At 69.2% G+C, this 26,014-nt stretch carries 27 protein-coding genes; 16 read left to right on the top strand and 11 right to left on the bottom strand.

Features of this window, described 5'->3' with window-relative positions:
* Window positions 1-91 precede the first annotated feature (91 nt).
* On the bottom strand, window positions 92-847 hold the full coding sequence (locus GRI72_RS10410) for an SIMPL domain-containing protein (RefSeq protein ID WP_160733862.1): 756 nt from the start codon (window positions 845-847) through the stop codon (window positions 92-94).
* A gap of 176 nt (window positions 848-1,023) precedes the next feature.
* Between GRI72_RS10410 and GRI72_RS10405 the strand changes: the two genes are divergently transcribed.
* Entirely contained in the window at window positions 1,024-1,461 is a 438-nt protein-coding gene (locus GRI72_RS10405; RefSeq protein WP_160733861.1) for a VOC family protein, read from the top strand.
* 21 nt (window positions 1,462-1,482) lie between these two features.
* Here GRI72_RS10405 and nhaA read toward each other — a convergent pair whose 3' ends face one another.
* On the bottom strand, window positions 1,483-2,700 hold the full coding sequence (gene nhaA / locus GRI72_RS10400) for a Na+/H+ antiporter NhaA (RefSeq protein ID WP_160733860.1): 1,218 nt from the start codon (window positions 2,698-2,700) through the stop codon (window positions 1,483-1,485).
* Window positions 2,701-2,781: 81 nt separating this feature from the next.
* Between nhaA and GRI72_RS10395 the strand changes: the two genes are divergently transcribed.
* From GRI72_RS10395 to GRI72_RS10375, 5 genes are all read left to right on the top strand, one after another.
* On the top strand, window positions 2,782-4,293 hold the full coding sequence (locus GRI72_RS10395; RefSeq protein ID WP_160733859.1) for a glycosyl transferase family protein: 1,512 nt from the start codon (window positions 2,782-2,784) through the stop codon (window positions 4,291-4,293).
* Window positions 4,290-5,474 carry a hypothetical protein gene (locus tag GRI72_RS10390; protein ID WP_160733858.1) on the top strand — a complete coding sequence of 395 codons (1,185 nt, stop codon included), beginning with the start codon at window positions 4,290-4,292 and terminating at the stop codon, window positions 5,472-5,474. The genes GRI72_RS10395 and GRI72_RS10390 overlap by 4 nt, the downstream gene beginning before the upstream one ends.
* A gap of 92 nt (window positions 5,475-5,566) precedes the next feature.
* Window positions 5,567-6,481 carry a sulfite exporter TauE/SafE family protein gene (locus GRI72_RS10385; RefSeq protein ID WP_160733857.1) on the top strand — a complete coding sequence of 305 codons (915 nt, stop codon included), beginning with the start codon at window positions 5,567-5,569 and terminating at the stop codon, window positions 6,479-6,481.
* Window positions 6,478-7,230 carry a TIGR02186 family protein gene (locus tag GRI72_RS10380; RefSeq protein WP_407675029.1) on the top strand — a complete coding sequence of 251 codons (753 nt, stop codon included), beginning with the start codon at window positions 6,478-6,480 and terminating at the stop codon, window positions 7,228-7,230. The genes GRI72_RS10385 and GRI72_RS10380 overlap by 4 nt, the downstream gene beginning before the upstream one ends.
* Window positions 7,231-7,354: 124 nt before the next feature.
* Window positions 7,355-9,130, top strand: coding sequence for an ATP-binding protein (locus GRI72_RS10375; RefSeq protein ID WP_160733856.1), 1,776 nt, complete (start codon window positions 7,355-7,357; stop codon window positions 9,128-9,130).
* Between the two features lie 5 nt (window positions 9,131-9,135).
* On the opposite strand, the gene GRI72_RS10370 is transcribed toward GRI72_RS10375, so the two are convergent.
* Window positions 9,136-9,870, bottom strand: coding sequence for a 7-carboxy-7-deazaguanine synthase QueE (locus GRI72_RS10370; protein ID WP_160733855.1), 735 nt, complete (start codon window positions 9,868-9,870; stop codon window positions 9,136-9,138).
* Between the two features lie 358 nt (window positions 9,871-10,228).
* The gene (locus GRI72_RS10365; RefSeq protein WP_160733854.1) at window positions 10,229-12,946 is read right to left on the bottom strand and encodes a valine--tRNA ligase; all 2,718 of its coding nucleotides are present in this window, start codon (window positions 12,944-12,946) and stop codon (window positions 10,229-10,231) included.
* A 94-nt stretch (window positions 12,947-13,040) separates the two neighbouring features.
* On the opposite strand from GRI72_RS10365, the gene GRI72_RS10360 reads away from it, so the two are divergent.
* Genes GRI72_RS10360 through GRI72_RS10345 form a run of 4 tightly spaced genes read left to right on the top strand, consistent with a single transcriptional unit; the run spans window position 13,041 to window position 16,621 of the window.
* Window positions 13,041-14,153: an ABC transporter permease gene (locus tag GRI72_RS10360; protein WP_160733853.1), complete on the top strand. Its 1,113-nt coding sequence runs from the start codon at window positions 13,041-13,043 to the stop codon at window positions 14,151-14,153.
* On the top strand, window positions 14,150-15,025 hold the full coding sequence (locus GRI72_RS10355) for an ABC transporter ATP-binding protein (protein WP_160733852.1): 876 nt from the start codon (window positions 14,150-14,152) through the stop codon (window positions 15,023-15,025). Before GRI72_RS10360 ends, GRI72_RS10355 begins: the two co-directional genes overlap by 4 nt.
* 22 nt (window positions 15,026-15,047) lie before the next feature.
* Window positions 15,048-16,007, top strand: coding sequence for an MlaD family protein (locus GRI72_RS10350; protein ID WP_160733851.1), 960 nt, complete (start codon window positions 15,048-15,050; stop codon window positions 16,005-16,007).
* 26 nt (window positions 16,008-16,033) lie between these two features.
* The gene (locus tag GRI72_RS10345) at window positions 16,034-16,621 is read left to right on the top strand and encodes an ABC-type transport auxiliary lipoprotein family protein (RefSeq protein WP_160733850.1); all 588 of its coding nucleotides are present in this window, start codon (window positions 16,034-16,036) and stop codon (window positions 16,619-16,621) included.
* Here the strand turns inward: GRI72_RS10345 and GRI72_RS10340 are convergent.
* The 6 genes from GRI72_RS10340 to crcB all read right to left on the bottom strand — a co-directional run bounded on the left by GRI72_RS10340 (window position 16,618) and on the right by crcB (window position 20,519).
* Window positions 16,618-17,277, bottom strand: a complete 660-nt coding sequence (locus GRI72_RS10340) for an Nmad2 family putative nucleotide modification protein (protein WP_160733849.1) — start codon at window positions 17,275-17,277, stop codon at window positions 16,618-16,620. The two genes, GRI72_RS10345 and GRI72_RS10340, sit on opposite strands and share 4 nt — an antisense overlap.
* A gap of 69 nt (window positions 17,278-17,346) precedes the next feature.
* Window positions 17,347-18,057, bottom strand: a complete 711-nt coding sequence (locus GRI72_RS10335; protein ID WP_160733848.1) for an ATP12 family chaperone protein — start codon at window positions 18,055-18,057, stop codon at window positions 17,347-17,349.
* Complete coding sequence (locus GRI72_RS10330; RefSeq protein ID WP_160733847.1) at window positions 18,054-18,260, bottom strand: hypothetical protein; 207 nt, start codon at window positions 18,258-18,260, stop codon at window positions 18,054-18,056. The genes GRI72_RS10335 and GRI72_RS10330 overlap by 4 nt, the downstream gene beginning before the upstream one ends.
* Window positions 18,257-18,904 (bottom strand): HAD-IA family hydrolase, encoded by a 648-nt coding sequence (locus GRI72_RS10325; protein ID WP_160733975.1) that lies wholly within the window; start codon window positions 18,902-18,904, stop codon window positions 18,257-18,259. Before GRI72_RS10325 ends, GRI72_RS10330 begins: the two co-directional genes overlap by 4 nt.
* A gap of 2 nt (window positions 18,905-18,906) precedes the next feature.
* Complete coding sequence (locus tag GRI72_RS10320; RefSeq protein WP_160733846.1) at window positions 18,907-20,109, bottom strand: RluA family pseudouridine synthase; 1,203 nt, start codon at window positions 20,107-20,109, stop codon at window positions 18,907-18,909.
* Window positions 20,106-20,519, bottom strand: a complete 414-nt coding sequence (crcB, locus tag GRI72_RS10315; RefSeq protein WP_160733845.1) for a fluoride efflux transporter CrcB — start codon at window positions 20,517-20,519, stop codon at window positions 20,106-20,108. The genes GRI72_RS10320 and crcB overlap by 4 nt, the downstream gene beginning before the upstream one ends.
* 311 nt (window positions 20,520-20,830) lie before the next feature.
* Between crcB and rpsU the strand changes: the two genes are divergently transcribed.
* From rpsU to gatB, 6 genes are all read left to right on the top strand, one after another.
* On the top strand, window positions 20,831-21,037 hold the full coding sequence (rpsU, locus tag GRI72_RS10310; RefSeq protein ID WP_047807610.1) for a 30S ribosomal protein S21: 207 nt from the start codon (window positions 20,831-20,833) through the stop codon (window positions 21,035-21,037).
* Between the two features lie 121 nt (window positions 21,038-21,158).
* Window positions 21,159-21,698: an FKBP-type peptidyl-prolyl cis-trans isomerase gene (locus tag GRI72_RS10305; protein ID WP_160733844.1), complete on the top strand. Its 540-nt coding sequence runs from the start codon at window positions 21,159-21,161 to the stop codon at window positions 21,696-21,698.
* Window positions 21,699-21,821: 123 nt separating this feature from the next.
* Window positions 21,822-22,124: an Asp-tRNA(Asn)/Glu-tRNA(Gln) amidotransferase subunit GatC gene (gatC, locus tag GRI72_RS10300; protein WP_160733843.1), complete on the top strand. Its 303-nt coding sequence runs from the start codon at window positions 21,822-21,824 to the stop codon at window positions 22,122-22,124.
* An 85-nt stretch (window positions 22,125-22,209) separates the two neighbouring features.
* Window positions 22,210-23,709, top strand: a complete 1,500-nt coding sequence (gatA, locus tag GRI72_RS10295; RefSeq protein WP_160733842.1) for an Asp-tRNA(Asn)/Glu-tRNA(Gln) amidotransferase subunit GatA — start codon at window positions 22,210-22,212, stop codon at window positions 23,707-23,709.
* The gene (locus tag GRI72_RS10290; protein WP_160733841.1) at window positions 23,706-24,047 is read left to right on the top strand and encodes a hypothetical protein; all 342 of its coding nucleotides are present in this window, start codon (window positions 23,706-23,708) and stop codon (window positions 24,045-24,047) included. Before gatA ends, GRI72_RS10290 begins: the two co-directional genes overlap by 4 nt.
* Window positions 24,047-25,543: an Asp-tRNA(Asn)/Glu-tRNA(Gln) amidotransferase subunit GatB gene (gene gatB / locus GRI72_RS10285; protein WP_160733840.1), complete on the top strand. Its 1,497-nt coding sequence runs from the start codon at window positions 24,047-24,049 to the stop codon at window positions 25,541-25,543. The genes GRI72_RS10290 and gatB overlap by 1 nt, the downstream gene beginning before the upstream one ends.
* Before the next feature lie 112 nt (window positions 25,544-25,655).
* On the opposite strand, the gene GRI72_RS10280 is transcribed toward gatB, so the two are convergent.
* Window positions 25,656-25,961 carry a hypothetical protein gene (locus GRI72_RS10280; RefSeq protein WP_160733839.1) on the bottom strand — a complete coding sequence of 102 codons (306 nt, stop codon included), beginning with the start codon at window positions 25,959-25,961 and terminating at the stop codon, window positions 25,656-25,658.
* Between the last annotated feature and the right edge of the window lie 53 nt (window positions 25,962-26,014).

Genomic DNA, 26,014 nt, shown 5'->3' with positions numbered 1-26,014 from the left:
GGGGACCGGGTCGTCCGCTGGGGGGTGGACGACCCGCTTTCGCAGCCGCGTCGCTCCCTGCCCGCGCGCGGGTTAAGCGCGCGCTGCCGGGTCAGTCGAGCGAGAAATCGATCGTCGTGACTACGCGGACTTTCTTGTACGGGGTATCGGAAACGCCCCAGCCGCCCGCTTCGCCGTCGCGCGCCTCGATCGAGAAGTACCCTTGCGTCGCGCGGCGGATCGCGCCGACATCGGCGCCGCTGTCCTTCGCGAACTGTTCTGCCGCCGCGCGCGCATCGCGCGTCGCATCGGCGACCATTTCCGGCTTGATCGCGTCGAGCCCGGTGAAGGTATAGGCCATGGCCGAGCCGTCCTCCAGCACGACGCCGCGGCGCACCAGTTCGACCTGGCGCCGGGCCGCCGCCTGCGCGCGCTCGACGTCATCGGTGCGCAGCGACAGGCGCTGGCGCACGGTATAGCGGCCGACACCTTCGCTATCGGTATAGTGGTTCACGTTGACGCCGGTGGGCTGGAGCGCCTCCGCCGCGAAGCCGAGATCGTCGAAGAAGGCCTCGATCGAGGCAGTGTCCCGGTCCACCGCGGCCTGGGCGCTGGCAAGGTCCGTCGCCGTGGCGGAGTAGGAAATCGTCCAGGTGGCGAGGTTGGCGACCACTTCGCGCTCGGCCAGCCCGCGAACGGTCACCGAGCGGTCGGCATGCTTCGCGCGGACCAGCCCGTCGCCGAGGAGAAATCCGCCGAGGACCAGGCCCGCCGCGACGATCGCCGACCCCGCCAGCCAGGATCGCGCGCGCCGGTCGGGCAGAACGGGGGTGGATGGGGAAACGGCAGGGGCGCTATTGTCGGCCATGGCAATCCTTCCCAAATGCGCGCGGGCCCAAATGCGCGCGGGCCCAAATGCGCGCGGGCCCAAATGCGCGCGGGCCCAAATGCGCGCGGGCCCAAATGCGCGCGGGCAATGGCGCCACCGATAATGTGCGCGCGATGAACCGTGCTTTAATAGCGATAAATGGAGCTTCCCTTCCGATGACCAAGTATCTTCACACGATGATCCGCGTTTCCGACATCGATGAAACCGTCGCCTTCTTCCGCCTGATCGGGCTGGAGGAAGTGCGCCGGTTCGATCACGAGAAGGGGCGTTTCACGCTGGTCTTCCTCGCCGCCCCGGGAGAAGAAGGCGTGGCGGAGGTCGAGCTGACCTACAACTGGCCGGCGGAAGACGGCAGCGCGCCGGAAGAATACACCGGCGGGCGCAACTTCGGCCATCTCGCCTACCGGGTCGAGAACATCTACGAGACCTGCCAGCGGCTGATGGACGCGGGCGTGACGATCAACCGGCCCCCGCGCGACGGGCACATGGCCTTCGTCCGCTCGCCCGACGGGATCTCGGTCGAGCTGCTGCAGGACGGCCACCTGCCGCCGCAGGAACCGTGGGCGAGCATGGAGAACACCGGGACCTGGTGATCCCGGCGGCGAAACGGCGCCTCAGCCTTCGTTGGCCAGGCCCCTGGTGTCGCCAGGGTGCCTGGTCGTCATCCGCAGGATCGTATAGCCGAGGATCGCCGAGCAGGCCGATCCCAGCAGGATGCCGATCTTGGCCTCGTCGATCAGCAGGCGATAGCCCGGGAACGCCAGTTCGCCGATGAACAGCGACATCGTGAAGCCGATGCCGCACAGGATCGACACGCCCCAGATCTCCGCCCAGCTGGCGCCGTGGGGCCGCGGGGCGAACCCGACCTTGTCGGCGGCGAAGATCGCGGCGACGATGCCCACCTGCTTGCCCAGGAACAGGCCGGCGGCGATCGCCAGCGGCAGCGGCGCAAAGATGCCGGCCAGGCCCAGGTCCGACAGGTCCACCCCGGCATTGGCAAAGCCGAAGACCGGCACGATCAGGTAGGCGCTCCACGGCGCCAGGCCGTGTTCGAGCTTCTCCAGCATCGTGTTGTCGTCCTTGCCGACCATCGGGATCATCAGCGCGGCGACGACGCCCGCGATCGTCGCGTGGACGCCCGAATTGAGCACGAAGAACCACAGGGCCACGGCCAGCAGCAGGAAGGGCACGACGGTCTTCACCTTCATGCGGTTGAGCGCGAGCATGATCCCGGCGACGACGATCGCGCCGATCAGCCAGCCCAGCTTGATCCCGGCGGTGTAGGCGATTGCGATGATCAGCACCGCGCCGATGTCGTCCACGATCGCGACCGTCAGCAGGAACAGGCGCAGCGAGCCCGGCACGCGGTTGCCCAGCAGCCCGAGCACGCCCATCGCGAAGGCGATGTCGGTCGCGGCCGGGATCGCCCAGCCCTGGGCCAGCTGGGGCGCTTCGCCCTGGACGAAGAAGAGATAGACGACGGCCGGAATCACCATGCCGGCGACCGCGGCGAGCACGGGCAGGCGGCGCTGGTCGGCGGAGCTCAGCTGCCCCTCGATCCATTCGCGCTTCACCTCCAGCCCGACGACGAAGAAGAAGATCGCCATCAGCCCGTCGTTGACCCACAGGTGCAGCGTATCGAGCTTGGGCACCGGCGTGAACGGCAGCGTGCCGTGGAACAGCTCGTGATATTCGTGCGCCAGTGTCGAATTGGCGAGCAGCATGGCAGCCGCGGCGACGAGGATGAGCAGGATGCCTGCGGATGCGTCGCCGACGAACAGGGCACGAACGGGGGCGAACAGGGCTCGGATCGGTTGCGGTGCTTTTGCCATCGGAAGGCTCCATTTCGGATTTCGTCGCGCGTTGCAAGGGCGGCGGTGGTTAGTTAGGTAAGTTGGCCGGGGGGAAAGGGGATGGGACCGGCGGATTTCGCGCTGTTCGACTGGCTCGTGCTGCTTGAGCGCGAGCTGCTGCTGTTCGCCGGGGTGTTCTTCCTCATCGGCGCGCTCGACGAGTTCGCGGTCGATCTCGCGTGGATCTGGCTGCGGCTGAGCGGGTGTGCGCGGACGCGGGTGTTCGATCCGGGTGCCGGCGGTGCCGGCGGCGGTGCCGTCGATGGCGATGGCATCGGCACGAGCATGGACACTGGCACTGGCGATATCCGGGGCGGTGTCGGTGGTGGCGTAGCGGTGGCGCGGCAGACGGGCGGTAACGCCGCGCGCCCGGGGACCGCCGCGGTCTTCGTGCCCGTCTGGCGCGAAGAGGCCGTGATCGGCGCCACGATCGGCCACATGCTGCGCGCCTGGCCGGACCGGGCGCTGCGGATCTACGTCGGCTGTTACGCCAACGATCCGGCGACGATCGCCGCCGCTGCCCGGGCGGCCGGCAACGACGGGCGCGTGCGAATCGTCGTGCACGAGGCGCTGGGCCCGACGACCAAGGCCGATTGCCTGAACCGCCTCTATCGCGCGCTGGAAGACGATGAGCGGCGCAGCGGCGCGCGCGCCGCCATGGTCGTGCTTCACGATGCGGAGGACATGGCCGATCCCGACGCGCTGCACCTGATACGCCGGGCGATGGCCCGTGCCGACCTGGTGCAGTTGCCCGTCCTGCCGCTGCCGCAGCCGCGCTCGCGCTGGGTCGGCAGCCATTATTGCGAGGAATTCGCCGAAGCCCACGGCAAGGCGCTGGTCGTGCGAGACGCGTTGAAGGCGGCCATCCCGCTGGCGGGGGTCGGCTGCGCGATCGGGCGCGAGGCGCTGGCGAGCCTGGCCGCGCTGCGCGGCGGCAATGCGCCCTTCGCGGCCGAATCGCTGACGGAGGATTACGAGATCGGTCTCGGCATCGCGGCGATGGGCGGGCGAACGCGGTTCGTGCGGCGGCGCGCGCGCGACGGGCGCCTGATCGCCACGCGCGCCTATTTCCCTTCGCACCTCGGCCCCGCGGTCCGGCAGAAGACGCGCTGGGTCTTCGGAATCGCCTTCCAGGGCTGGGAACGGCTCGGCTGGAAAGGCTCCGCGGCCGAAGTCTGGATGCGCCTGCGCGACCGGCGCGGGCCGTTCAACGCACTGATCCTCGCGATCGCCTATCTCGTGCTGCTGCTCTTCGCGGTCGGGCTGGCCGCCGAACTGGCCGGGCTGGCCCGGCGGCCCGCGCTTTCGCCGCCGCTCGTCGCGATCGTCTGGGCCAACTTCGCCTTCCTCTTCTGGCGCTGCGCCTTTCGCTTCGCCTTCACCGCGCGCGAATACGGGCTGCGCGAAGGGGGCCGCGCGGTCCTGCGGCTGCCGCTGGCGAACATCGTCGCGATCATGGCCGCGCGCCGCGCGCTCTTCGCCTATGTCCGCAGCCTCGGCGGGGAGACGCCCCGGTGGGACAAGACCGAACATCGCCTCCATCCCGCGATGACGCGGACGGAAACGGCGTGATCGCCCCGGGCGGACAGCGCCGGGGGCAGCCGCTCGTCGTCCTGGCCGTGCTGCTCGCCTGCTGGGTGGGCGGTCGCGCGGTGACCTGGCAATCGCCGTTCGCCGTGCCGGTGGCGGCGCTGGGCAGCCTCGGCCAGGCCGCGGCCGGGGTCGCGGCGGCCGGGTCCCTGCCGCTTGCCGCGGGCGGTGGAGCGTCCGAGGGCGCGCGCGCCGCACTCTCGCCGGCCCCCGCGGCCTGGCACCGGGCAATCCTGCCGAAAGCGCGTTCACGCCCGGGCATCGGCGCACGGCCGGCGCAGGGCGGGGGCGCCGAGGGGGCGGCACCCGGAGCGCCCGGAATGCCGGGTTCGGTCATGGCCAGCCACCAGCTCCTCTGGCTGGCGGCGATGGGCAGCCTGCCCGTTCCCGACGACGTGGCCGGCATGTTTGGCCAGAACGCCGCCGCCCGCCCGCCCTGGGCCGGGCTGGAGCGCGCGGAAGCGGGCGGGCCGTGGGTGCAGGAAGTGGGGCCCGACCGCCCGGATCGCTGGTCGTTCGATTCGTGGCTTCTCCTCCGGCCCGGGGCCGGGGGTGCGCAGGGGACGGGCGCCGCGCCGGGCAGCACTTATGGGGGGAGCCAGGCGGGGGCAGTGGTCCGCTACCGCCTCGATCCCGGCGCACCGCGCGGGCCCGCCGTCTACTTGCGCGCGAGCCGCGCGCTCGCCGCGGGCCGCGAAGGCGAACTGGCCGCCGGGCTGGCCGCCCGGCCGCTGCCGGCAGTGCCCCTGGCAATCCAGCCCGAACTGCGCCTGGCGCGTCATGCCGACGGGCGGACCGAAGTGCGGCCCGCCGTCGTGGCGGTGACCGCGCTGCCGCCGGCCGATCTGCCGGCGGGGCTGCGCGGCGAAGCCTATGCCCAGGCCGGTTATGTCGGCGGCACGTTCGCGGCCCCCTTCGTCGACGGCCAGGCGCGGATCGACCGCGAGCTTGCGCGGTTCGATCTCGGCACGGTCAGCGCCGGCGCCGCGGCCTGGGGCGGGGCGCAGGAAGGCGCGGCGCGGCTGGACCTGGGGCCGAGCGCGCGCTTCGATCTCGCGGTGGGGCCGGTGCCTGCGCGCCTCGCGGTCGATTACCGCCTGCGCGTGGCCGGCGACAGCGCGCCGGGTTCGGGCGTGGCGATCACCCTCTCGGCGGGGTTCTGAACCGCCCGCTCCGCCGCCGCGGCAGCGCCCCTGCGGGCCGGCGCGACGGCTATGGCATTGCAGGTTCCTTGCCCGGGGCTTAGTGCGTCAGCATGGACGTCTACCTCCCCATTGCGAACCTCTCGGTCAACGGGCTGGTCATCATCGCACTGGGGGCGCTGACGGGCGTGCTGTCGGGCCTGTTCGGGGTGGGCGGGGGCTTTCTCACCACGCCGCTGCTGATCTTCTACGGCGTTCCGCCGACCGTGGCGGCCGCCTCCGCCTCCACCCAGGTCACAGGCGCGAGCGTCTCGGGCGTGCTCGCCCACGGGCGGCGCGGCGGGGTGGACTACCGCATGGGCGCGGTCACCGTCGGCGGGGGCGTGATCGGGGCGGGCATCGGCGCGCTCCTGTTCCGCTTCTTCCAGGCGATCGGCCAGATCGATACGGTCATCAGCATCCTTTACGTCGTGATGCTGGGAACGATCGGCTCGCTGATGGCGCGCGAGGCGTGGGAAGCCGTCCGCCCGGGCGAGGCGAGCGAGAAGCCGCCAGCGCGCAAGCGGCGGCATCACCGGCTGATCGCCGTCCTGCCGCTGCGCTGGCGCTTCTACGGCTCGGGCCTCTACATTTCGCCGATCGCGCCCCTGCTGCTGGGCGTGGCGGTCGGCGCGCTGACGATGCTGATGGGCGTGGGCGGCGGGTTCATCCTCGTCCCCGCCATGCTCTATATCCTCGGCATGAGCGCGAACGTCGTCGTCGGCACTTCGCTGTTCAACATCCTGTTCGTGACGATGGCGACGACGATGATGCACGCGCTGACCACCCACGCGGTCGATATCGTGCTGGTCGCGCTGCTCCTCATCGGGTCGGTCACCGGGGCCCAGTTCGGCACGCAGATCGCGCAGAAGTTCAAGCCCGAGTACCTGCGCCTCGTGCTCGCCGCGATCGTGCTGCTGGTGGCGCTGCGCATGTTCTTCGGCCTCTTCGTCCGGCCGGACGAGATCTACACGGTGGTGCCGCTGTGAAGCGGGTGTTCCTCCTCTTCGCCCTGCTGATGCTGTCGGCCCAGCGCGACCCGATCCTCGTGCCCGAGGTCTCGCAGGACGATATCCAGGTCCAGCAGGGTTTCACCGGGACCGAGCTGCTGCTGTTCGGCGCGATCCTGGACCCGACCGGGGCGCGGGCGGGGCAGGACTACGATATCGTCGTGGTCCTGAAGGGCCCGACCGAGCCGATCACCGTGCGCGAGAAGGCGCGCGTCGGCGGGATCTGGGTCAATGCCGACAGCTCGGCGTTCCAGTCCGCGCCCTCGTTCTTCGCGATCGCCTCTTCGCGCCCGATCGACGACCTCGTCGACGAGCGCACGGCCGTGATCTACGAACTGGGCCTCGATCATCTCCAGCTCTCCCCCAGCGGCACGATCGATCCCGAAGAACAGGCGCGCTTCACCGCCGGGCTGGTCGACCTGCGCCGCCGGCAGGGGCTCTACAAGGAAGTGACCGACGGGGTGCAGATCAGCGAACAGGTGCTCTACCAGGCGCGGATCAGCCTGCCGTCCAACGTGCAGACGGGCACCTACACGGCGGAGACGTTTGCCATCACCCGCGGGCGCGTGATCGCCTCGGCCATTGCCGAGGTGGAAGTGCGCAAGGTCGGCTTCGAGCGCTTCGTCGAAGTCTTCGCGGAGCGCCAGTCGCTGCTCTACGGCCTGCTCGCCGTGCTGATGTCGGTCGGCACGGGCTGGATCGCGGGCCGCCTCTTCGCGATGATCTGACGCGCCCTTTCGCCGCCCGTTCGCCGCCCGTTCGCCACCCTCTTCACGCCCCGGCGTTGACCCGATCTTAACCTAGCGCGGGCTAGCCACGCGGGCGGGGAAGAGCGAAGGAAACGACCATTCCATGACCGATCTTGGCCACGGCAGTCCCGCCCGGCGCCGGCCGTCCACCCACGCGGACGCCGGCAGTCCCACCGCCGCGCCGCTGCGCGCGGTCGGCCAGGCGCAGCCGGCGGCACCGCAAAGGCCCGCGTCCCCTCCGCCCGACTCGCCCCGGCCCGCCCGGTGCGCCGACGACAACGCGGCGCTGCCCATCGGGGTAGTGACCGAGGTCGCCGGTGCGGGGGCGCAGGTCGCGCTCGATATCGGGCGCCTCAACCAGTGCATGTCGGACGAGGACCCCTCGGTCGCGCTGGCCGGCCAGGTCGGCAGCCAGATCAAGATCCGCATCGGCAACGCCTGGCTGCTCGCCAGCGTGCGCAACCAGCGGCAGGATCGCCGTTCGGGCGGGGGCATCCTGGCCGATGTCGATTTCCTGGGCGAAGGGACCGAGGAGAAGCTGACCGGCCGCGTCCGGGGCTTCCGCCGCGGCGTCACCCGCTTTCCCGTCCCGGGGGCTAAGATCTACCCGGCCAGCACCGCCGACTTGCGCCAGATCTACTCCAGCGACGGCCGCGCCAGCATCGAGATCGGCACCGTCTATCCCACGCGCGACATCCGCGCCGGGCTCTATGTCGATGCCCTGCTGGGCAAGCACTTCGCGCTGCTCGGCTCGACCGGGACCGGCAAGTCCACCGCCGCCGCGCTGATCCTCCACCGGATCTGCGAATCGGCGCCCGACGGGCATGTCGTGATGATCGATCCCCACGGCGAATATGCCGCGGCGTTCGGGCAGGGCGGCCTGATCCTCGACGTCTCGAACCTCCAGCTGCCCTACTGGCTGATGAACTTCGAGGAACACTGCGAGGCGTTGCTGACGTCGAGCGGGAACGAGCGCCAGGTGGACATGGACATCCTGGCCAAGTGCCTGCTGGCCGCGCGGTCGAAGAACCGCATGGCCGAAGCGATGGGCAAGATCACCGTCGATTCGCCGATCCCCTATCTCCTGTCCGACCTCGCCGCCGAGCTGCAGAACGAGATGGGCCGGCTCGACAAGGCGACGTCTTCCGCGCCCTACATGCGGATCAAGACCAAGCTGGAGGAACTGCGCGGCGATCCGCGGTACCAGTTCATGTTCTCCGGGATGCTGGTGGGCGACACGATGGCGGAATTCATCGGCAAGATCTTCCGCATGCCGGGGGAGGGGAAGCCGATCTCGATCATCGACGTGTCCGGCGTCCCGTCCGACATCACCGCGACGGTGGTGGCGGTGCTCAGCCGGCTGGTGTTCGATTTCGCGATCTGGGCCCGCGACGAGGAGACCCGGCCGATCCTGCTGGTGTGCGAGGAAGCGCACCGATACGTGCCGAGCGAGGCCAATGCCGAAGGGTCGTCGGTGGGCAACATCCTGGGGCGGATCGCGAAGGAAGGGCGCAAGTACGGCATCAGCCTGGGCCTGATCACGCAGCGCCCGTCGGACCTTGCCGAAGGGGTCCTGTCGCAATGCGGCACGATCCTGTCGATGCGCCTCAACAACGAGCGCGACCAGGCCTTCGTCAAGGCCGCCATGCCCGAGGGCGCGCGCGGGTTCCTCGATTCGATCCCGGCGCTGCGCAACCGCGAATGCATCATCTGCGGCGAAGGCGTGGCGATCCCGATGCGGGTCAACTTCGACGCGCTGGAAGACGCTAAGCGCCCCGCTTCCGAAGACCCGAGCTTCGTCGAGCTGTGGCGCAGGGGCGGCGGCGAGGACGAAGTGGTCGAGCGGGTCGTGCGCCGCTGGCGTTCGCAGGGGCGCTAGCCCGCTCACGTCCCCCGCGTATCGCCGTAGAGGTGGATATGCAGGCGGTCGCTCATCCGGAAACCGTGTTCGAGGCATAACGGCGCGAGCCATTCGGCGCGCGCGCGCAAGGTCGCACTGTCGGTCCCCTCGGGCATCAGGAACACGCGGCCCGGGCGGAAGCGATAGCGCGCCTGGAGGGCGAGCACCTCGTCCACGTCGCCCGGCGCGGCGATCACGAACTTGAACCAGGCTCGCGGATCGGTGGCATAGGCATCCAGCCGTTCGGGCAGCAGGGCGAGGTCCGCCGGGTTGCCGCTATGCGCCAGCTTGGGGCTGACGTTGTACTGATCGATCCTGACGTCGAGCCGGGGCGGCGCGGCGACCGTGCCGTTGGTTTCCACTTCCACCGCGATATCGGGCAGGTGTTCGAGCATCCGCGCCAGCGCGCCGCCCTGGAGCAGCGGCTCGCCCCCGGTGATCACCAGGCGCCCCTGGCCCAGCGCGGCGATCCGGCTCGCGACGTCCGCTTCCCCCAGCACGAGCTGGTTCGCCTTGCGGTCGAACGTCTCGCCCGAGCGATGCGGGCGCTCGTCGCCGGCGAAGTGCCAGGTATAGGCGGTGTCGCACCACTGGCAGGCAAGGTTGCAGCGCGACAGCCGCAGGAACGCCACCGGCATCCCCGCGCTCGGCCCTTCGCCCTGCAGCGAGGCGAAGATCTCCGGCTCCCCCGGCGATTGCGTCGCCAGCGTCAGCGGCATCGCCCGCGCCGATGATATGTTGAGACATGGACCGCATGGACCACTGTCCTGGGGCAAAAAAATCCACCCTGCGCGCGCCCGGCAGAACCGGCGGCGGGGAAGGGGATGGGGCGAGTCATGCCCACCCCATTGCACAATCCGCCGATGTAGGAAAATCCTCGCTGCCCGGCAGGGAGGAAGCCGCTGCGGCGCGGTCGGCGCCACGAGCGCCGTCACACTGAACTTGTTTGGCCTTGGGCCAGCTTCGCCCCAGGGTCCATTCCTCCTCCGGCACCGACGGTACACGGAGGCGCGATGGATGCTGAAACGAGTTCAGCATGACGGTGGGTTGGGTGGTGCGTTCTGACCGGTGCGCCGCCTAGCCCAGCCGTTCGAGTGCCGCCTTCAGCCGCGCGGCCTCGGCGGTGTGGTGGGCGTGGTCGGCGCGGGCTTTTTCGACCGCTTCGGGCTTGGCGCGTTCGACGAAATTGGCGTTGTTCAGCCGCCCTTCGAGCGACTTCGCCTCTTTCTCCGCCGCGGCGAGCGCCTTTGCGAGGCGCGCCTTTTCCGCGGCGATGTCGATCAGCCCTTCCAGCGGGATCACCAGCGCGTCGCGCCCTGCACCGACCTGCAGCGCCGCGCCGTCGGGGGCGGGCCGGGTGTGGACCGCGGAAAGGCGCGCCACGCGTTCGAGCGCGGCGGCATTGCCCGAAAGGACCTTGCCCGCCACGTCCGACGGTTCGGGCAGCCAGGCTTCCAGCTTCGCCCCCGGCGCAATGCCGACTTCGTTCTTCGCCCCGCGCAAGTTGCGCGTCAGGTCGATCAGCCATTCGACTTCCGCCTTGGCCGCGGCATCGCACTGCGCTTCGGGCGCGGGCCACTTGGCGAGGATCAGTTCGTAGGGGCGCGGCTGGCCCGCGGGGGCCAGTTCGTGCCACAGCTCCTCGGTAATGAAGGGCATGAACGGGTGCAGCATGACGAGGATCTGGTCGAGCGCCCAGCCGGCGACGGTGCGCGTTTCCTCGTCCACCTGGCCCTTGATCAGTTCCAGGTACCAGTCGCAGAACGTGTCCCACACGAAGTGATAGATCGCATTGGCCGCCGCGTCGAAGCGCAAGTCGGCCATCGCCTTGTCGAGCAGGGCCAGCGTTTCGACCACTTCGCCGACGATCCAGCGGTTGACCGCTAGCTTCGCTTCTGGCGCGGCGATCGTGGCGCTGCCGCCGATGCCGTTGGCCTGGCAGAAGCGGGCCGCGTTCCACAGCTTGGTGGCGAAGTTGCGATAGCCCTCCACCCGGCTTTCATCCATCTTGATATCGCGGCCCTGGCTTTCCATCGCCGCCATGAAGAAGCGCAGGGCATCGGCGCCGTACTTGTCGATCAGGCCGAGGGGATCGACCGTGTTCCCCTTGGATTTCGACATCTTCGAACCGTCCGCCGCGCGGACGAGCCCGTGGAGATAGAGCCGCTTCCACGGCGCTTCGCCCAGGAAATGCATCCCCTGCATGGCCATCCGCGCATCCCAGAAGAACAGGATGTCGAAGCCGGAAATCAGCAGGTCGTTCGGATAGTGCTTGGCGAGCAGGTCGGTCTCTTCCGGCCAGCCGAGCGTGGCGAAAGGCCACAGCGCGGAGGAGAACCAGGTGTCGAGCACGTCGGGGTCGCGCGTCAGGCCGACGCCCTCGCCGGCCTGGGCCTGGGCTTCCTCTTCGCTGGTGGCGACGTAGGCCCGGCCTTCGGCATCGTACCAAGCCGGGATTCGGTGGCCCCACCAGAGCTGGCGGCTGACGCACCAGGGCTGGATGTTCTCCATCCAGTTGAAGAATGTCTTTTCCCAGCTTTTCGGCACGATCTCGATCGCGCCCGAACGCACCGCCTCGATCGGGGCCTGGGCCAGCTTCTCGGCATCGACATACCACTGGTCGGTCAGCCAGGGTTCGATCACCACGCCGCCGCGGTCGCCGAAGGGGGTGGCGATCACGCGCGGTTCGGCATCGTGTTCGACCGCGTTGCCGTCCTTGTCCTTCGCGACGTGCGGGATCAGGCAGCCCAGTTCCTTCAGCCGGCGGACCACCAGTTCGCGCGCGCCGTCCTCGCCATCCTTGCGGAAGCGGTGGAGGCCGAGGAATTCGTCGGGCACGCGGCCGTCCGCCGTCTGGCACACGTTGCCTTCGGCATCGAGCATGTTGAGCATGTCGGCAGGCGCGATCCCGGCGCGCTTGCCGACTTCGAAATCGTTGAAATCGTGCCCCGGCGTGATCTTCACCGCGCCGCTGCCCAGTTCGGGATCGGCGTGTTCGTCCGCCACCACCGGCACGCGGCGGCCGGTGATCGGCAGGATCACGTGCTTGCCGACCACGCCCTTGTAGCGTTCATCGTCGGGGTGGACGGCCACGGCCATGTCGGCCAGCATGGTTTCGGGGCGCGTGGTCGCGACCTCGATGAAATCCCGCCCGTCGTCGAGCGTGACCCCGTCGGCCAGCGGATACCTGAAATGCCAGAAATGGCCCTTCACGTCGCGCGTTTCGACTTCCAGGTCGCTGATCGCGGTCTTCAGCTTCGGGTCCCAGTTCACCAGCCGCTTGTCGCGGTAGATCAGGCCCTTCCGGTGCAGGTCCACGAAGACTTTCGTGACCGCGCGGCTGAACTCGGGGTTCATGGTAAACTGTTCGCGGCTCCAGTCCATCGAACAGCCCAGGCGGCGCAGCTGGCGCGTGATCGTGCCGCCGCTTTCCTCCTTCCATTCCCAGACTTTCTTCACGAAGTCTTCGCGCGAATAGTTGGTCCGCTTGTCCTGCTGCGCCTCCAGCTGGCGTTCGACCACCATCTGGGTGGCGATGCCGGCATGGTCGGTGCCCACGACCCACAGCGCGTCCTTGCCGCGCAGCCGCTCGTACCGCACGACGATGTCCTGCAGCGTGTTGTCGAGCGCGTGGCCGATATGCAGGCTGCCCGTGACGTTGGGCGGCGGGTTGACGATCGTGAACGGCTCCGCATCCGGGCGCTCTGGCCGGAACAGGCCGCCCTTTTCCCAGTGCGCGTACCAGCGCGCCTCGATGTCGGCCGGGTCGAATGTCTTGGGAAGCTCGGTGCTCATAGGCCCGGGCCTTTGCCAGCGGGTGCGCGGCGGCGCAACATGTCACGAATGGCGGCTTGTAGTGGCCCGCGTTTGCCCGCATAGGTCGCTGACGATGCACGAAGGGGCGCTCTACGAGGTCGAAGACAGGGGCGGCGAGGGCGCGCGCCTCGTCCTTTCGGGGCCTTACCTGGTGTCCACGATCGGCGCGGTGGACCAGGACTTGCGCGGGATAGAGCGCGAGCTTGCCGTGATCGACCTTTCCGGGGTGAGCGAGATCGACACCGTCGGGGCCTGGATCGCCAGCAGCCTCGCCGCGCGCCACGGCGCGCAGATCACCGGCGCCAGCGAACGCGCGCAGCGCCTGCTCAAGGCCGTCGGCCAACTGGGCGAAGGGGCCGAGATCCGGCCCGAGCGGGTGCCGGTGTACCTGCGCTTCCCGTCCGAAGTGGGCGCGATCGTGCGCGAACTGGGCAGCGGCTTCGTCGGCATCGTCGGCTTCCTGGGCCAGATCCTGGTCGCGGCGCTGGGCATCGTGCGGCACCCGTCGCGCTTTCGCGGGCGCGCGCTGGTGCGCCAGATGGAGCTGGTCGGCGTGTCGTCGCTGCCGATCATCGGGCTGATGAGCTTCCTGATCGGGATCGTCATCGCGCAGCAGGGCGCGGTCCAGCTGGCGCAGTTCGGGGCCGAGACGCTGACCATCAACCTCGTCGGCCGGATCACCTTGCGCGAACTGGGCGTGCTGATGACGGCGATCATGGTCGCCGGCCGTTCGGGCAGCGCCTTCGCCGCGCAGCTGGGCACGATGAAACTGACCGAGGAAGTCGATGCCATGCGCACGATCGGCATTTCGCCGATAGAGGCGCTGGTGATCCCGCGCATCCTGGCCGCCGTGGTGATGATGCCGCTGCTCGGCTTCTTCGCTTCGTGCATCGCGATCGTCGGCGGGGCGGTGATCGGCGACCTGATGCTGGGCATCCCGTTCTTCACCTTCCTCAGCCGGATCCAGGAAGTCGTGCCGCTCTACGATCTCTACGTCGGGCTGGCCAAGGCGCCGGTCTTCGGCCTGATCGTCGCGCTGACCGGCTGTTACCAGGGCCTGCAGGTCCAGGGGAATTCGGAACAGGTCGGGCTGAAGACGACCAAGGCCGTCGTCCAGGCGATCTTCATGGTCATCGTGCTCGATGCCTTCTTCGCGGTATTCTTCACCGAGATCGGATGGGGATGAGCGAGGACGAAAGCGAACGGGAGGCCCGGGGCCTCGGCCGGTACGAGCGGTTTCGCGGCGATCACCCGATCGTGGTGGAAGGGCTGGTGAACCGGTTCGGCGAGCAGACGATCCACGAGGATCTCTCGCTCACCGTCAACCGGGGGGAAATCCTCGGCGTGGTCGGCGGATCGGGCACCGGCAAGTCGGTCCTCATGCGGTCGATCATCGGGCTGCAGACGCCCGATGCGGGCGATATCGAGGTCTTCGGACGATCGATCACCGATGCCGAGCCGGACGAGAACCTGGGCCTGCGTAACCGCTGGGGCGTCCTGTTCCAGGGCGGCGCGCTGTTCTCCACCCTCACCGTGGGGGAGAACGTCGAGGTCCCGCTCAAGCAGTTCTATCCCGAGATAGAGCCCGACCTGCTGCACGAGATCGCGCGGTACAAGGTCGTGCTCTCCGGCCTGCCGGAAGACGCGGTGAGCAAGTACCCGTCGGAGCTTTCGGGCGGGATGCGCAAGCGCGCCGGGCTCGCGCGCGCACTGGCGCTGGACCCGGAACTGCTGTTCCTCGACGAGCCGACCGCCGGGCTGGACCCGATCGGCGCGGCCAAGTTCGACCGCCTGACCCGCGAACTGCAGCAGACGCTGGGGCTGACGGTGTTCCTGATCACGCACGATCTCGATACGCTTTACGAGATCTGCGACCGGGTGGCGGTGCTCGCCGATCGCCGGGTGATCGCGGTCGGCACGATTCCCGAGCTGCTCGAAACCGACCACCCGTGGATCGACGAATACTTCAACGGCCCGCGCGGCCGCGCCGCGCGCGACAGCAAGCAGCGCCAGTCGGACGCCGAAACGATGGACAATCCCCCGCCAGGCGGGGCATAGGGGCGCGAGGTAGCTTGCTTACATGGAAACACGCGCAAATCATGTCTGGGTAGGGGCCGTGACGCTGGCGTTGCTGGCCGGTGCCGCGCTGTTCTTCGTCTGGCTCGCCCGCCTGGGGCAGGGCGCGCAGGACGAATACGACATCTTCTTCAAGCAATCGGTGGCCGGGCTGGCAAACGGCTCGCAAGTCTCCTTCGCCGGCGTCCCGGTGGGGCAGGTGAGCCAGATCGCGCTGTGGGAAACCGATCCCCAGTTCGTGCGCGTGCGCGTCAAGGTGAAGGACGAGGTGCCGATCCGCGTCGGCACGACCGCGACGATCCAGGGCTCGTTCACCGGGGTTTCGACGATCCTGCTCGACGGCGCGCGGCGCGATGCCCCGGCGCTGACCTGTGCCGAGGGGGCGGGCCATACTGCCTGCCCCGAAGGCGTGCCGGTGATCCCGACCAAGCCGGGCGGCCTGGGCGAACTGCTCGCCAATGCGCCCCTGCTGCTCGAACGGCTCGCCACGCTGACCGAGCGGCTGACAATGCTCCTCTCGGACGAGAACCAGGGCGAGATCGCGGGCATCCTGCGCAACACCAACCGGATGACGGCCGACCTCGCGCAGACCGCGCCGCAGATCGAACGCACGATGGCCGAACTGCAAGTGACCTTGCGCGAATCGAGCGAGGCGCTGGACGCGTTCGAGAAAGTCATGGGATCGACCGACCGCCTGCTGAACCAGGAAGGGCAATCGCTGGCGACGCAGCTGCGCTCCACCCTCACTTCGGCCGAGACGGCGGCCAATGCCCTGACCCAGACGATGGAACAGGCGCAGCCCGCCACGCGCCAGCTGAGCGAAAGCACGCTGCCCGCGGCGGAGGCCGCGTTGCAGGACTTGCGGGCGACCAGCAAGGCGCTGCGCAAGGTGACCGAGAAGATCGAAACCCAGGGCGCCGGCTCGCTGATCGAGGGGCAGAAGCTGCCCGATTACGAACCATGACCGGCGCCGGACGACAGGGGAAGGCCATGCGCGCGACAACCAGGACCTTTCCGGCGCTCGCGGCGCTCGCCGCGCTGGCCGGGTGCGTCAGCTTCGGCAGCGAACCGCCCGAAAGCCTGCTGACGCTGACGCCGACGGCGCAGGCCCCGGCGGGATCGGGCGCGGCGGGCACGGCCGCGGGCTCGCTCGCGATCATCGTGCCCGATGCGCCCGCGCGGCTGGACGTCGTGCGCGTGCCGGTGCGGGTGGACGATGCCAGCCTCGCCTATCTGAAAGACGCGGTCTGGGTGGACAAGCCGGCCCGGCTGTTCCGCACGCTCCTGGCCGAAACGATCCGCACCCGCACCGCGCGCGTGGTGATCGATTCGGACGATCCGGCGCTGACGCCGAGCACCCAGCTGCGCGGCGTGCTGCGCGATTTCGGCTACGATGCGGCCACGTCCTCGGTCGTCGTGCGCTTCGACGCGATCCGCGACACCGCCGACCGGGGAATAGAGACGCGCCGGTTCGAAAGCGTGATCCCCGCCGTCGCGCCCGAGGCGGCCGAGGTCGGCCCCGCGCTCAACCGCGCGGCCAACGACGTCGCCGGCCAGGTCGCCGACTGGCTGGGCTAGCAACGCGCGCGTTTCGGCTTCGGGCTGCTGCGTTTGCTCCGTCCTGGAGATGGCGCGTTACATCTCGGTCTGCGTCGGCTCGAACACATGCTTGACCGGGGGCCTTCCCACCCATCTCTGGGCAATCCAATCGCCCCAGGACTGTGTTCGACGCGCAACCATGCGACGAGGGTCTTCTCGTCCGTCGGCTTCACGCCGTTCACGCGGTGGCCCTGGCCCCGGGCGATCAGGTGTTCGAGAGCCTGCGGCCATGAGCGCGGCTGACTGCCGAAGTACCAGGCCGCTTGCCAGTCGAACAGAAGGACATTGCCCTTCATGTCCTTGGCCTGCTGGTCGTGTTCGGGGTGATACCATGGGGCTCGCCCGGGAATACGCTCCAGCAAGCCGGTGTCACCCAAGCGGTAGAGGGCGTCCTCCCGCTTCGGGTGCCGGCGTGAGTAGTCGGCAATAGGTAAGATCTCGGAAATCCTGCCAGCCCAGACGACCTGGTCGTTGTGAGGCGATCCGCGGTTGGCCACGACCCAGTCGCCTTCCTTCGCAGATTTGCGGATTGCCGGCTTGCAGGTAGCAAGGGACAGAAACTCTCCCCGCGGATTGGGAGCCATTCCGCCATCGACCACCATGACATACCTATAGATCTTGGTCGCCCGTACCATGGACGAACAATCTATGCGGAAACCAATAAACAGTGGTAAAACGTCACTGCGCCTTGGGCAGGTCAGGCGTTATCGCGTATTCCATTCGCGCCGCGCCAGTGCGGCGAACTCGCTGGCGGCCAGGAAGCGGGTGCGGCGCTGGTCGCGGCGGGCGGCGGCTTCCTCGTCGCGGCCCCACAGCTCGGCCTGCCAGTCTTCTTCCAGGTTGGCCGCGTTCCACAGCGCCTCGGCATCGGCATCGTCGTGCAGCGCGGCCAGCGCGACGCAGAGCGAGGCGGCGAGCGATGCCATCGCGTGGACGCCCGACAGGGCGAAGTCGTCCGCCCCCTCCAGCCGGGCGCGCAGGGCGGCCAGTGTCGGGGCCGGCTGCGGACGGTGGATCACCCCGCTGACCCGTTCGAGGCGCACCCCCTCGCGCGCCTCCAGCGCGGTCACCAGCGGTTCCCAGACCTCGTGCTGGCGGCGATAGAGCGCGTCCTCGGGATCGGCGCGGTAGCACAGCGTATCGGTTTGCGCGAAAGCGAGCAGGCCGTCGATCGCGGCCGCGCGATCGCCCCGGACGACGTCGATCGCGTAATCGGCCAGGTCGCGCAGGACGAAGCCGGCGGTATCGATCGTTTCCCCCTGCCGGCGCCATTCGTCCGCCATCGCCTCCGCCAGGGCCCGCGTGGGCACGACCTGCGGGGCGCCGAGCGGGGTCCTGATCGCCCGCCCGTCGAGCGCGACGCGCCAGCCGTCCGCATGCGGCGCGACCGAGACTTCGCGGTAGAAACGCTTCATTGCCGCGGCGTCCTCCACCGGCGGACGAGGATCATCGGCACGAGGAAGACCTCGAGCAGGCCGACCGCGATCAGGACGTAGCCGGCCCCGTCGGCAAGATCGATCGCCCCGCGCAGCGCGAGAATGCCGAGGAGGATGAAGGCAATGCCGGTGAAACGGACCGCGACGATCGCGAAATGGCGCCCCATGGCGGGATCGTTCATGGCAGCAGCTCCTCCAGTTCGGCGGGGTGGGAGGCGACCAGCGCGGCCCCCGCCTCGCGCAGTTCGTCTTCGCTGTGGTATCCCCAGGCGACCCCGACCGCGCGCACGCCCGCGGCGCGGGCCATTTCCATGTCGAACGTCGTGTCGCCGATCATCACCGCGTCGTCTGCCAGCGCGCCGGCTTCGGCCAGGGCGGCTTCCAGCATGGCAGGGTGGGGCTTGGAGGGGTGCCGGTCGGCGGTCTGGAGAGTCACGAAACGTTCGGCCAGGCCATGGGTGGCAAGGCAGCTCGTCAGCCCCCGGTCGGACTTGCCGGTCGCGACCCCCAGCGTCCACCCGCGCCCGGCCAGGCCGGCGATCGCTTCGGCAATGCCGTCGAACAGCGGCTCTTCCAGCGTGCCGTCGAGCCGGCAGGCGCGAAACGCCTCCTTGTAAGCCTCGACCGCGTGGCGGCGGCGCTCTTCCTCCGCCTCGGGCGCGAGCAGGCGCACCGCCTGCGGCAGGCTGAGGCCGACGATCCGCCGGATCGTGTGCCGTTCGGGCGCGGGCAGGCCGGCGCTGGCGAAGGCGGTTTCCATCGAGTTGCAGATCGGTGCCTGCCCGTCGACCAGCGTGCCGTCGCAATCGAATACCGCGAGCCGCACCGTCACTTGCGCCGCCCCTTTCCGCCGCCGGGCCGCTTAGGCCTGCCGCCCGCGTCGCCGCGCTGGCGCCGCTCGCCGCGCCGGGCCTTGCGATATTGCTTGGCGTGCTGGCGGGCGGCCTGCTTCTTCTCGGCGCGCGAGCGTTCGGGCGGTGCCTCGCGCAGCGGCTCGGCCGGGCTCGCCGCGGGATCGAAGCCGAGCTGTTCCATCGAGGCGGCGAAGTGTTCGGGCAGTTCGGCGGTCACGTCCAGCTTGCCGCCGGGTTTCCCGCCGCTGGCGGGCTGATCGATGATCAGGCGGCGCGCGTGCAGGTGCATCTTGCGGCTGACGCTGCCGGTCAGGAAGGCTTCCTGACCGCCGTACTTGCCGTCGCCGACGATCGGGTGGCCGATCGCGGCCATGTGCACGCGCAGCTGGTGGGTGCGCCCGGTCAGCGGCTCCAGCTCCACCCAGGCCGCCTTCTTGCCCGCCCGGTCCACCACGCGATAGCGGGTGACCGCGCGCTGGCCGCCTTCCTCGTCGACATGCATCTTCTCGCCCCCGGTGCCCGGCTGCTTGGCCAGGGGGGCGTCGATCGTTCCTTCGGCCACGTCGGGCACGCCGACGACGAGCGCCCAGTAGACTTTCTTCGCGCTGCGCCCTGCGAACCGCTTGGAGTAAGACGCCGCGCTGCCCGGGGTGCGCGCGACCAGCAGGACGCCGCTGGTATCCTTGTCCAGCCGGTGGACGAGGCGCGGGCGCGGATCGTCCTCCCCCGGGGCGAAGGCGTCGAGCAGGCCGTCGACGTGGCGGTGGGTCTTGCTGCCGCCCTGGGTGGCGAGGCCGGGCGGCTTGTTGAGCACGATCGCCGATTTCGTCTCGGCGATGACCATGGCCTGCGCCTCGGCAATCTCGGCCTCGGTCAGCGGGCGCCGGGCGCGCGGCCTGCGATGCGGCGCCTCGCCTCCCGGGGGCACGCGCACCGTCTGCCCGGCGGCCAGGCGATCTTCGGGCCGGGCGCGGCCGCCGTCGACGCGGACCTGCCCGGTGCGCGCCCACTTCGAAATCGTCGCGAAGCCGACTTGCGGCAGGTGCCGCTTGAACCACCGGTCCAGCCGGATGCCGTCGTCGTCGGGATCGACGGTGAACTGGCGGACCTTGTGCGATTCGGCGCGCGCGCCCGAACGCGGGGGAGAGCGCCGATCGGGGGCGTCGCGCTCGCTCATGCCGCGATCCGCATCGCGATCAGGCCGATGTAGAGCGCGGTCAGCCCGGCGAGGACCGAGACCAGCGCGTAAGTCGCCGCCAGCCAGGGCTGGCCCCGCTCGATCAGCAGCATCAGCTCCAGGCTGAAGGCGGAAAAGGTGGTGAAGCCGCCCAGCAGGCCGACCCCGGCGAGCAGGCGCCACTGTTCGCCCGCCGAGCCGCCGCCGTGGCGCGCCAGCCATCCGGCGAGCAGGCCCATCGCGCAGCCGCCGATGACGTTGACCGCCAGCGTGGCCCAGGGGAAGGCGGTCACGGCCTGGGGGCCGAGCAGGTGGGTCAGCAAGCGGCCGGCCTGGTAACGCAGGATCGCCCCGGCGCCGCCGCCGACGAAGACGTAGAGGCTGGCCGCGATCGGTGAAACGCTTGTCATGCGCCGCCCTTAGGGTCAAAACGGGGCGAGGTCGAGGATCGAGATGGCCGCGGGCGCGGCTTTCGCCGCGCCGGCCGGGGGCCTTCGCCGCCGCGTGCGCGCACCACCTGCCATGGGGGGTGCCATGGGGCCTGCCATGGGGGTTGCCGCGCCGATCACGCGGGCGGCTTGCCAATTCGCGCGGATTTGCCTATGTGCCCGCTGGTTCGAGCCGGTCCGGAACGGATTCGGCGCGTTTTTCGTTCGATTCGTAAAGGCGCATCCCCCGCGCTGTGCGGGCTCTGCGCCGTTGCTGTGAGGTGTTTGAATTCATGCAGATCATCGTTCGCGATAACAACGTCGACCAGGCCCTGCGCGCGCTCAAGAAGAAGCTGCAGCGCGAAGGCGTCTATCGCGAGATGAAGCTGCGCCGCCATTACGAGAAGCCCAGCGAAAAGCGCGCGCGCGAAAAGGCCGCCGCCGTGCGCCGCGCGCGCAAGCTGGAACGCAAGCGGGCGGAGCGTGACGGCGCCAAGTAAGGTGCGGCCCGCGCCCCCGGCGGGGCGCGCGGCGATGCTTCGCGCTTGAACCCACAGCAGCGTTAAGCCTACAGGGCGCGGGAAGCGATTCCCGCGCCCTTTCGCATTTCAGGAACCTTGCATGACCGAAGTAACCCGCGTTCCGATCCAGCCCATCGCCAGGGGCAGCCTGATCAAGCTGTGGCTGGGCGTCCTCGTCGCGATCCTGCTCGCCGGCGGGCTCGCCTGGGCGGCGGTGCCGCAAGGCGTCTCGGTCGAGGTGGTCGAGGCGGGCGAAGGCGCGAGCCCCGCGCCCGACGACGTCGTCCTGGTCAACTATACCGGCAAGCTGGCCGACGGCACGGTCTTCGACGAAGGCCAGGCGACCCCGCTGCCGCTGGAAGGGATGATCGAGGGGTTCCGCGAAGGCGCGGTGAAGATGCAGAAGGGCGGCAAGTACCTGGTCGAGATCCCGGCCGAGAAAGCCTATGGCGGGGACGAGAAGGTCAACCCGATGACCGGCGAAGTCGCCATTCCGGCGAACAGCGACCTGGTGTTCGAGGTGGAGCTGCTCGACTTCATGCCGTTCGAGCAGTTCCAGCAGCGGATGCAGGCCATGCAGCAGATGATGCAGATGCAGCAGCAGGGCCAGGGCGCCGGCGCGCCGCAACCGGGCGAGTAACCGCCGCCCGGCGCTGCGCCGCGGTGCCGCCCCCGGCACCGGCATGCCAGCTTGAATGCCGCCCGGCGCGCTGCTAGCGCCCCGGCTATCCGCAATCCTTTCCAGCACGAAGGGCAAATCCGCATGTCCGTCGACCAGACCACCGTGGCGAAGATCGCCTCGCTGGCCCGCATCAAGATGAGCGAGGACGAGCTGGCGCGCATGGCGCCCGAGCTGTCGCAGATTCTCGACTGGGTCGAACAGCTCGGCGAAGTCGATACGTCGGAGGTCGAGCCGATGACCGCCGTGATCCCCAACAGCCTGCGCCTGCGCGCGGACGAGGTCGACGCGGACCCGCTGACCGGGGGCAACCGGCGCGACGACGTGCTGGCCAATGCCCCGGCGGCGGAACACGGTTTCTTCGGCGTGCCGAAGGTGATCGAGTGACGATGCCGGCGCTTGCCCCCGATCGTCCCGCGCCGCGGTTCAACCGCGAGCGTTTCGGGAACCGCCAAGTCCAGGACCACGCATCATGACCGAACTGACCGAACTCGGCGTCAAGGCGATCCGCGACGGGGTCGCGGCCGGCGATTTCACCGCCCGCGAAGTGGCGGAAGCCTTCAACGCGGCGGTCGCGGGCGCGGGCGCGCTCAATGCCTTCATCGTCGCCACGCCGGACAAGGCGATCGAAGCGGCCGAGCGGGTCGATGCCGATCGCGCGGCGGGCCGCGAGCTGGGGCCGATGGCCGGCGTGCCCATCGGGATGAAGGACCTGTTCGCGACCGAGGGGGTGCAGACCACCGCCGCGAGCCACATCCTCGAAGGCTTCGTCCCCCGCTACGAAAGCACGGTGTCGCAGAACCTGTGGAATGCCGGCGCGGGGATGCTGGGCAAGCTCAACCTCGACCAGTTCGCGATGGGCTCGTCCAACGAAACGAGCTATTTCGGCAACGTGGTCAGCCCCTGGCGGCGCAAGGACGGCGGGAACAGCCCGCTCGCGCCGGGCGGCTCGTCGGGCGGCTCCTCGGCCGCGGTCGCAGCCCGCATCGCGGCCGCGGCGACCGGCACCGACACCGGCGGCTCGATCCGCCAGCCGGCGGCCTTTACCGGGATCTGCGGGATCAAGCCGACTTATGGCCGGTGCAGCCGCTGGGGCGTGGTCGCCTTCGCCTCCAGCCTCGACCAGGCCGGGCCGATGGCGCGCGACGTGGCCGATTGCGCGATCATGCTGGGCGCGATGGCGGGTTTCGACCCGAAGGATTCGACCAGCCTCGACCTGCCGGTGCCCGCGTGGGAAGCCGGCCTGTCGGACGATCTGCGCGGCAGGAAAGTCGGCATCCCGCGCGAATACCGGATGGAGGGGACCGACCCGGAAATCCTCGACAGCTGGGAACGCGGCAAGCAGTGGCTGCGCGATGCCGGGGCGGAGATCGTCGATATCTCGCTGCCGCACACCAAGTATGCGCTGCCCGCCTATTACATCATCGCCCCGGCCGAAGCCTCCAGCAACCTCGCCCGCTATGACGGCGTGCGGTACGGACTGCGCGAGCTGCCGGCAGACGCAGCGGGCAAGGCCGCGGGCCTGCAGGACATGTACGCCGCGACCCGTGCCGAAGGGTTCGGCGACGAGGTGAAGCGGCGCATCCTGATCGGGACTTACGTGCTCTCGGCCGGGTTCTACGACGCTTATTACAACCAGGCGCAGAAGATCCGCACGCTGATCGCGCGCGATTTCGAACGGGCCTGGGCCGAATGCGACGTGATCCTGGCGCCGACGACGCCGACCGCCAGCTTCCCGCTGGGCGAAAAGGCCGACGATCCGCTGGCGATGTACCTGAACGATGTCTTCGCCGTGCCCGCCAGCCTCGCCGGCCTGCCGGCGATGAGCGTGCCCGCCATGCTCAACCGCGACGGCCTGCCGCTGGGCCTGCAGCTTGTCGGCAAGCCGTTCGACGAACAGGGCGTGCTCAACGCCGGCCTCGCGATCGAACGGCGCGCGGGCTTCGCCGCGAAGCCGGAGAAGTGGTGGTGACGATGGACCTGGCGACCCCGGGCGAGTGGATCGCATGGGGCGGCGTGGTTGTGCCCCTGATCGCGCTGGCCTGGTCGGCCGTGACATATGCCCTCGCCAAGCGGCGCGAGGTGCGCCACCAGCAGTATCAGCGGTTCTTCCAGATCATGGATCACCTTGGCCGGGCGGACAGTTCCATCGCGTCCAAGATGGCGGCAGCTTACGAGCTGCGGAAGTATCCCGAATATGCCGAAGTCATTATCAACGTGTGCGAAAAGGCGGAAGTCGAAGGCCCCGCCACGCAGATGCTGAAAGAGGAAATGGCGGCGACCGCCGCCCACATGCGCGGAATCACATGATGAGCACTTATCGCATCCAGGGCGCAACCGGCGAATGGGAGGTCGTGATCGGCCTCGAAGTCCACGCGCAGGTGACCTCCAACGCCAAGCTCTTTTCCGGCTCCTCCACCGCCTTCGGGGCGGAGCCGAACACGCAGGTCAGCCTGATCGACGCGGCAATGCCGGGGATGCTGCCGGTGCCGAACCGCGAATGCATCCGCCAGGCGGTCCGCACCGGCATGGCGATCGAGGCGCAGATCAACGCATGGAGCCGGTTCGACCGCAAGAACTACTTCTACGCCGACCTGCCGCAGGGATACCAGATCTCGCAGCTCTACCACCCGCTTGTCGGCGAAGGTTCGCTGACGATCGAGGCGGACGAGAAGGCCGGTATCGGCGAAGACAAGGTGATCGGGATCGAGCGTATCCATGTCGAGCAGGATGCGGGCAAGCTGATGCACGACCAGCATCCGACGATGTCCTACGTCGATCTCAACCGCTGCGGCGTGGCGCTGATGGAAATCGTCAGCCGCCCCGACATGCGCAGCCCGGCCGAAGCGGGCGCCTATCTTCGCAAGCTGCGCACGATCCTGCGCTATGTCGGGTCGTGCGACGGGAACATGGAAGAAGGATCGATGCGCGCCGACGTGAACGTCAGCGTGCGCAAGCCGGGCGAGGAGTTCGGCACCCGGACCGAGACGAAGAACGTCAACTCGGTCCGCTTCGTCATGCAGGCGATCGAGCACGAGGCGCGCCGACAGGTGGACCTGATCGAGGATGGCGGCACGGTGGTGCAGGAAACGCGGCTGTTCGATCCGAACAGCGGCACGACCCGCTCCATGCGCAGCAAGGAAGACGCGCACGATTACCGCTATTTCCCCGATCCCGATCTCCTGCCGCTCGAGCTGGACGAGGATTTCCTGGCCGAGTGCCGGGCCTCGCTGCCCGAATTGCCCGATGCCAAGCGCCGCCGGTACGTCGAGGAACTCGGCCTCAGCGATTACAACGCGCGCGAACTGACGGCCGAGGTGGAAACCTTCGCCCGTTTCGAAACCCTGCTGGCGGCGACCGCCCGGGGCATAGGAAAGGGGGAGAAGGACGTCGCGACCCAGGTTGCCAACTGGTCGCTTTCGGTCGCGCCGGGGGTGATGAACGCGCTGGGCGACGAGGCGAACCCCGCCCATGCCACGGCCGAGGCCCAGGCCGCGATCCTGGCCATGCAGGCCGGCGGCGAGATTTCGGGCGGACAGGCGAAGGAGATCTTCGAAATCGTCCTCAGGACCGGCCGCGAACCGGGCGAGATCGCGGAGAGCGAGGGCCTGAAGCAGGTCAGCGACACCGGCGCGATCGAGGCCGCGATCGACGAGATCCTGGCGAAGAACGCCGACAAGGTGGAGGAATACCGCGGCGGCAAGGACAAGCTCTTCGGCTTCTTCGTCGGCCAGACGATGAAGGCCATGCAGGGCAAGGCCAATCCGGCGGTCGTCAACCAGCTGCTGAAGGCGAAGCTGGGGTAAGGGTAGCCGGGGCCCGCCGGCCCCGCGCCGGCCCCGCGACGCAATCCGATGCAACGAAAAAGGGCCGCCGGAAACGCTCCGGCGGCCCTTCGGTTTTCGGTGATCGTGCGGATCAGCCGGTGCGCTGGCCGGTCATCGGCATGGCGCCGAACGCGCCGGCGTTGACGGTGCCGGTCAGCTGGTCGCCTTCGACCGTCGCCTTGCCTTCCAGCGTCATCGGCATCGGCACCGTCATGTCCATCTTCCAGGTCAGCGTGTTGCCGTCGATCTTGCCGTCCTTCACGTCCATCGAGCCGAGCGTGCCGGCGTTCTGGCCGGTGAAGGTCGTGCCGTCGTCGCTCGGGACCACGGTGAACGTGCTCTTCTGTTCCCCCATCGGGGTCTTGGTTACGCAGTCGTAAGTGCCGCCAACAGACATTGTCATCTCCTCGGTTGAAATCGAACCTAGCAATCGCCCCTGCTTACATCAAT

This window comes from Pelagerythrobacter marinus (assembly GCF_009827515.1).
GTDB classification, from domain to species: Bacteria; Pseudomonadota; Alphaproteobacteria; order Sphingomonadales; family Sphingomonadaceae; genus Pelagerythrobacter; species Pelagerythrobacter marinus.
The sequence above is the reverse complement of the archived record's forward strand: the minus strand, read 5'-3'. Positions and strand labels throughout refer to the sequence as shown.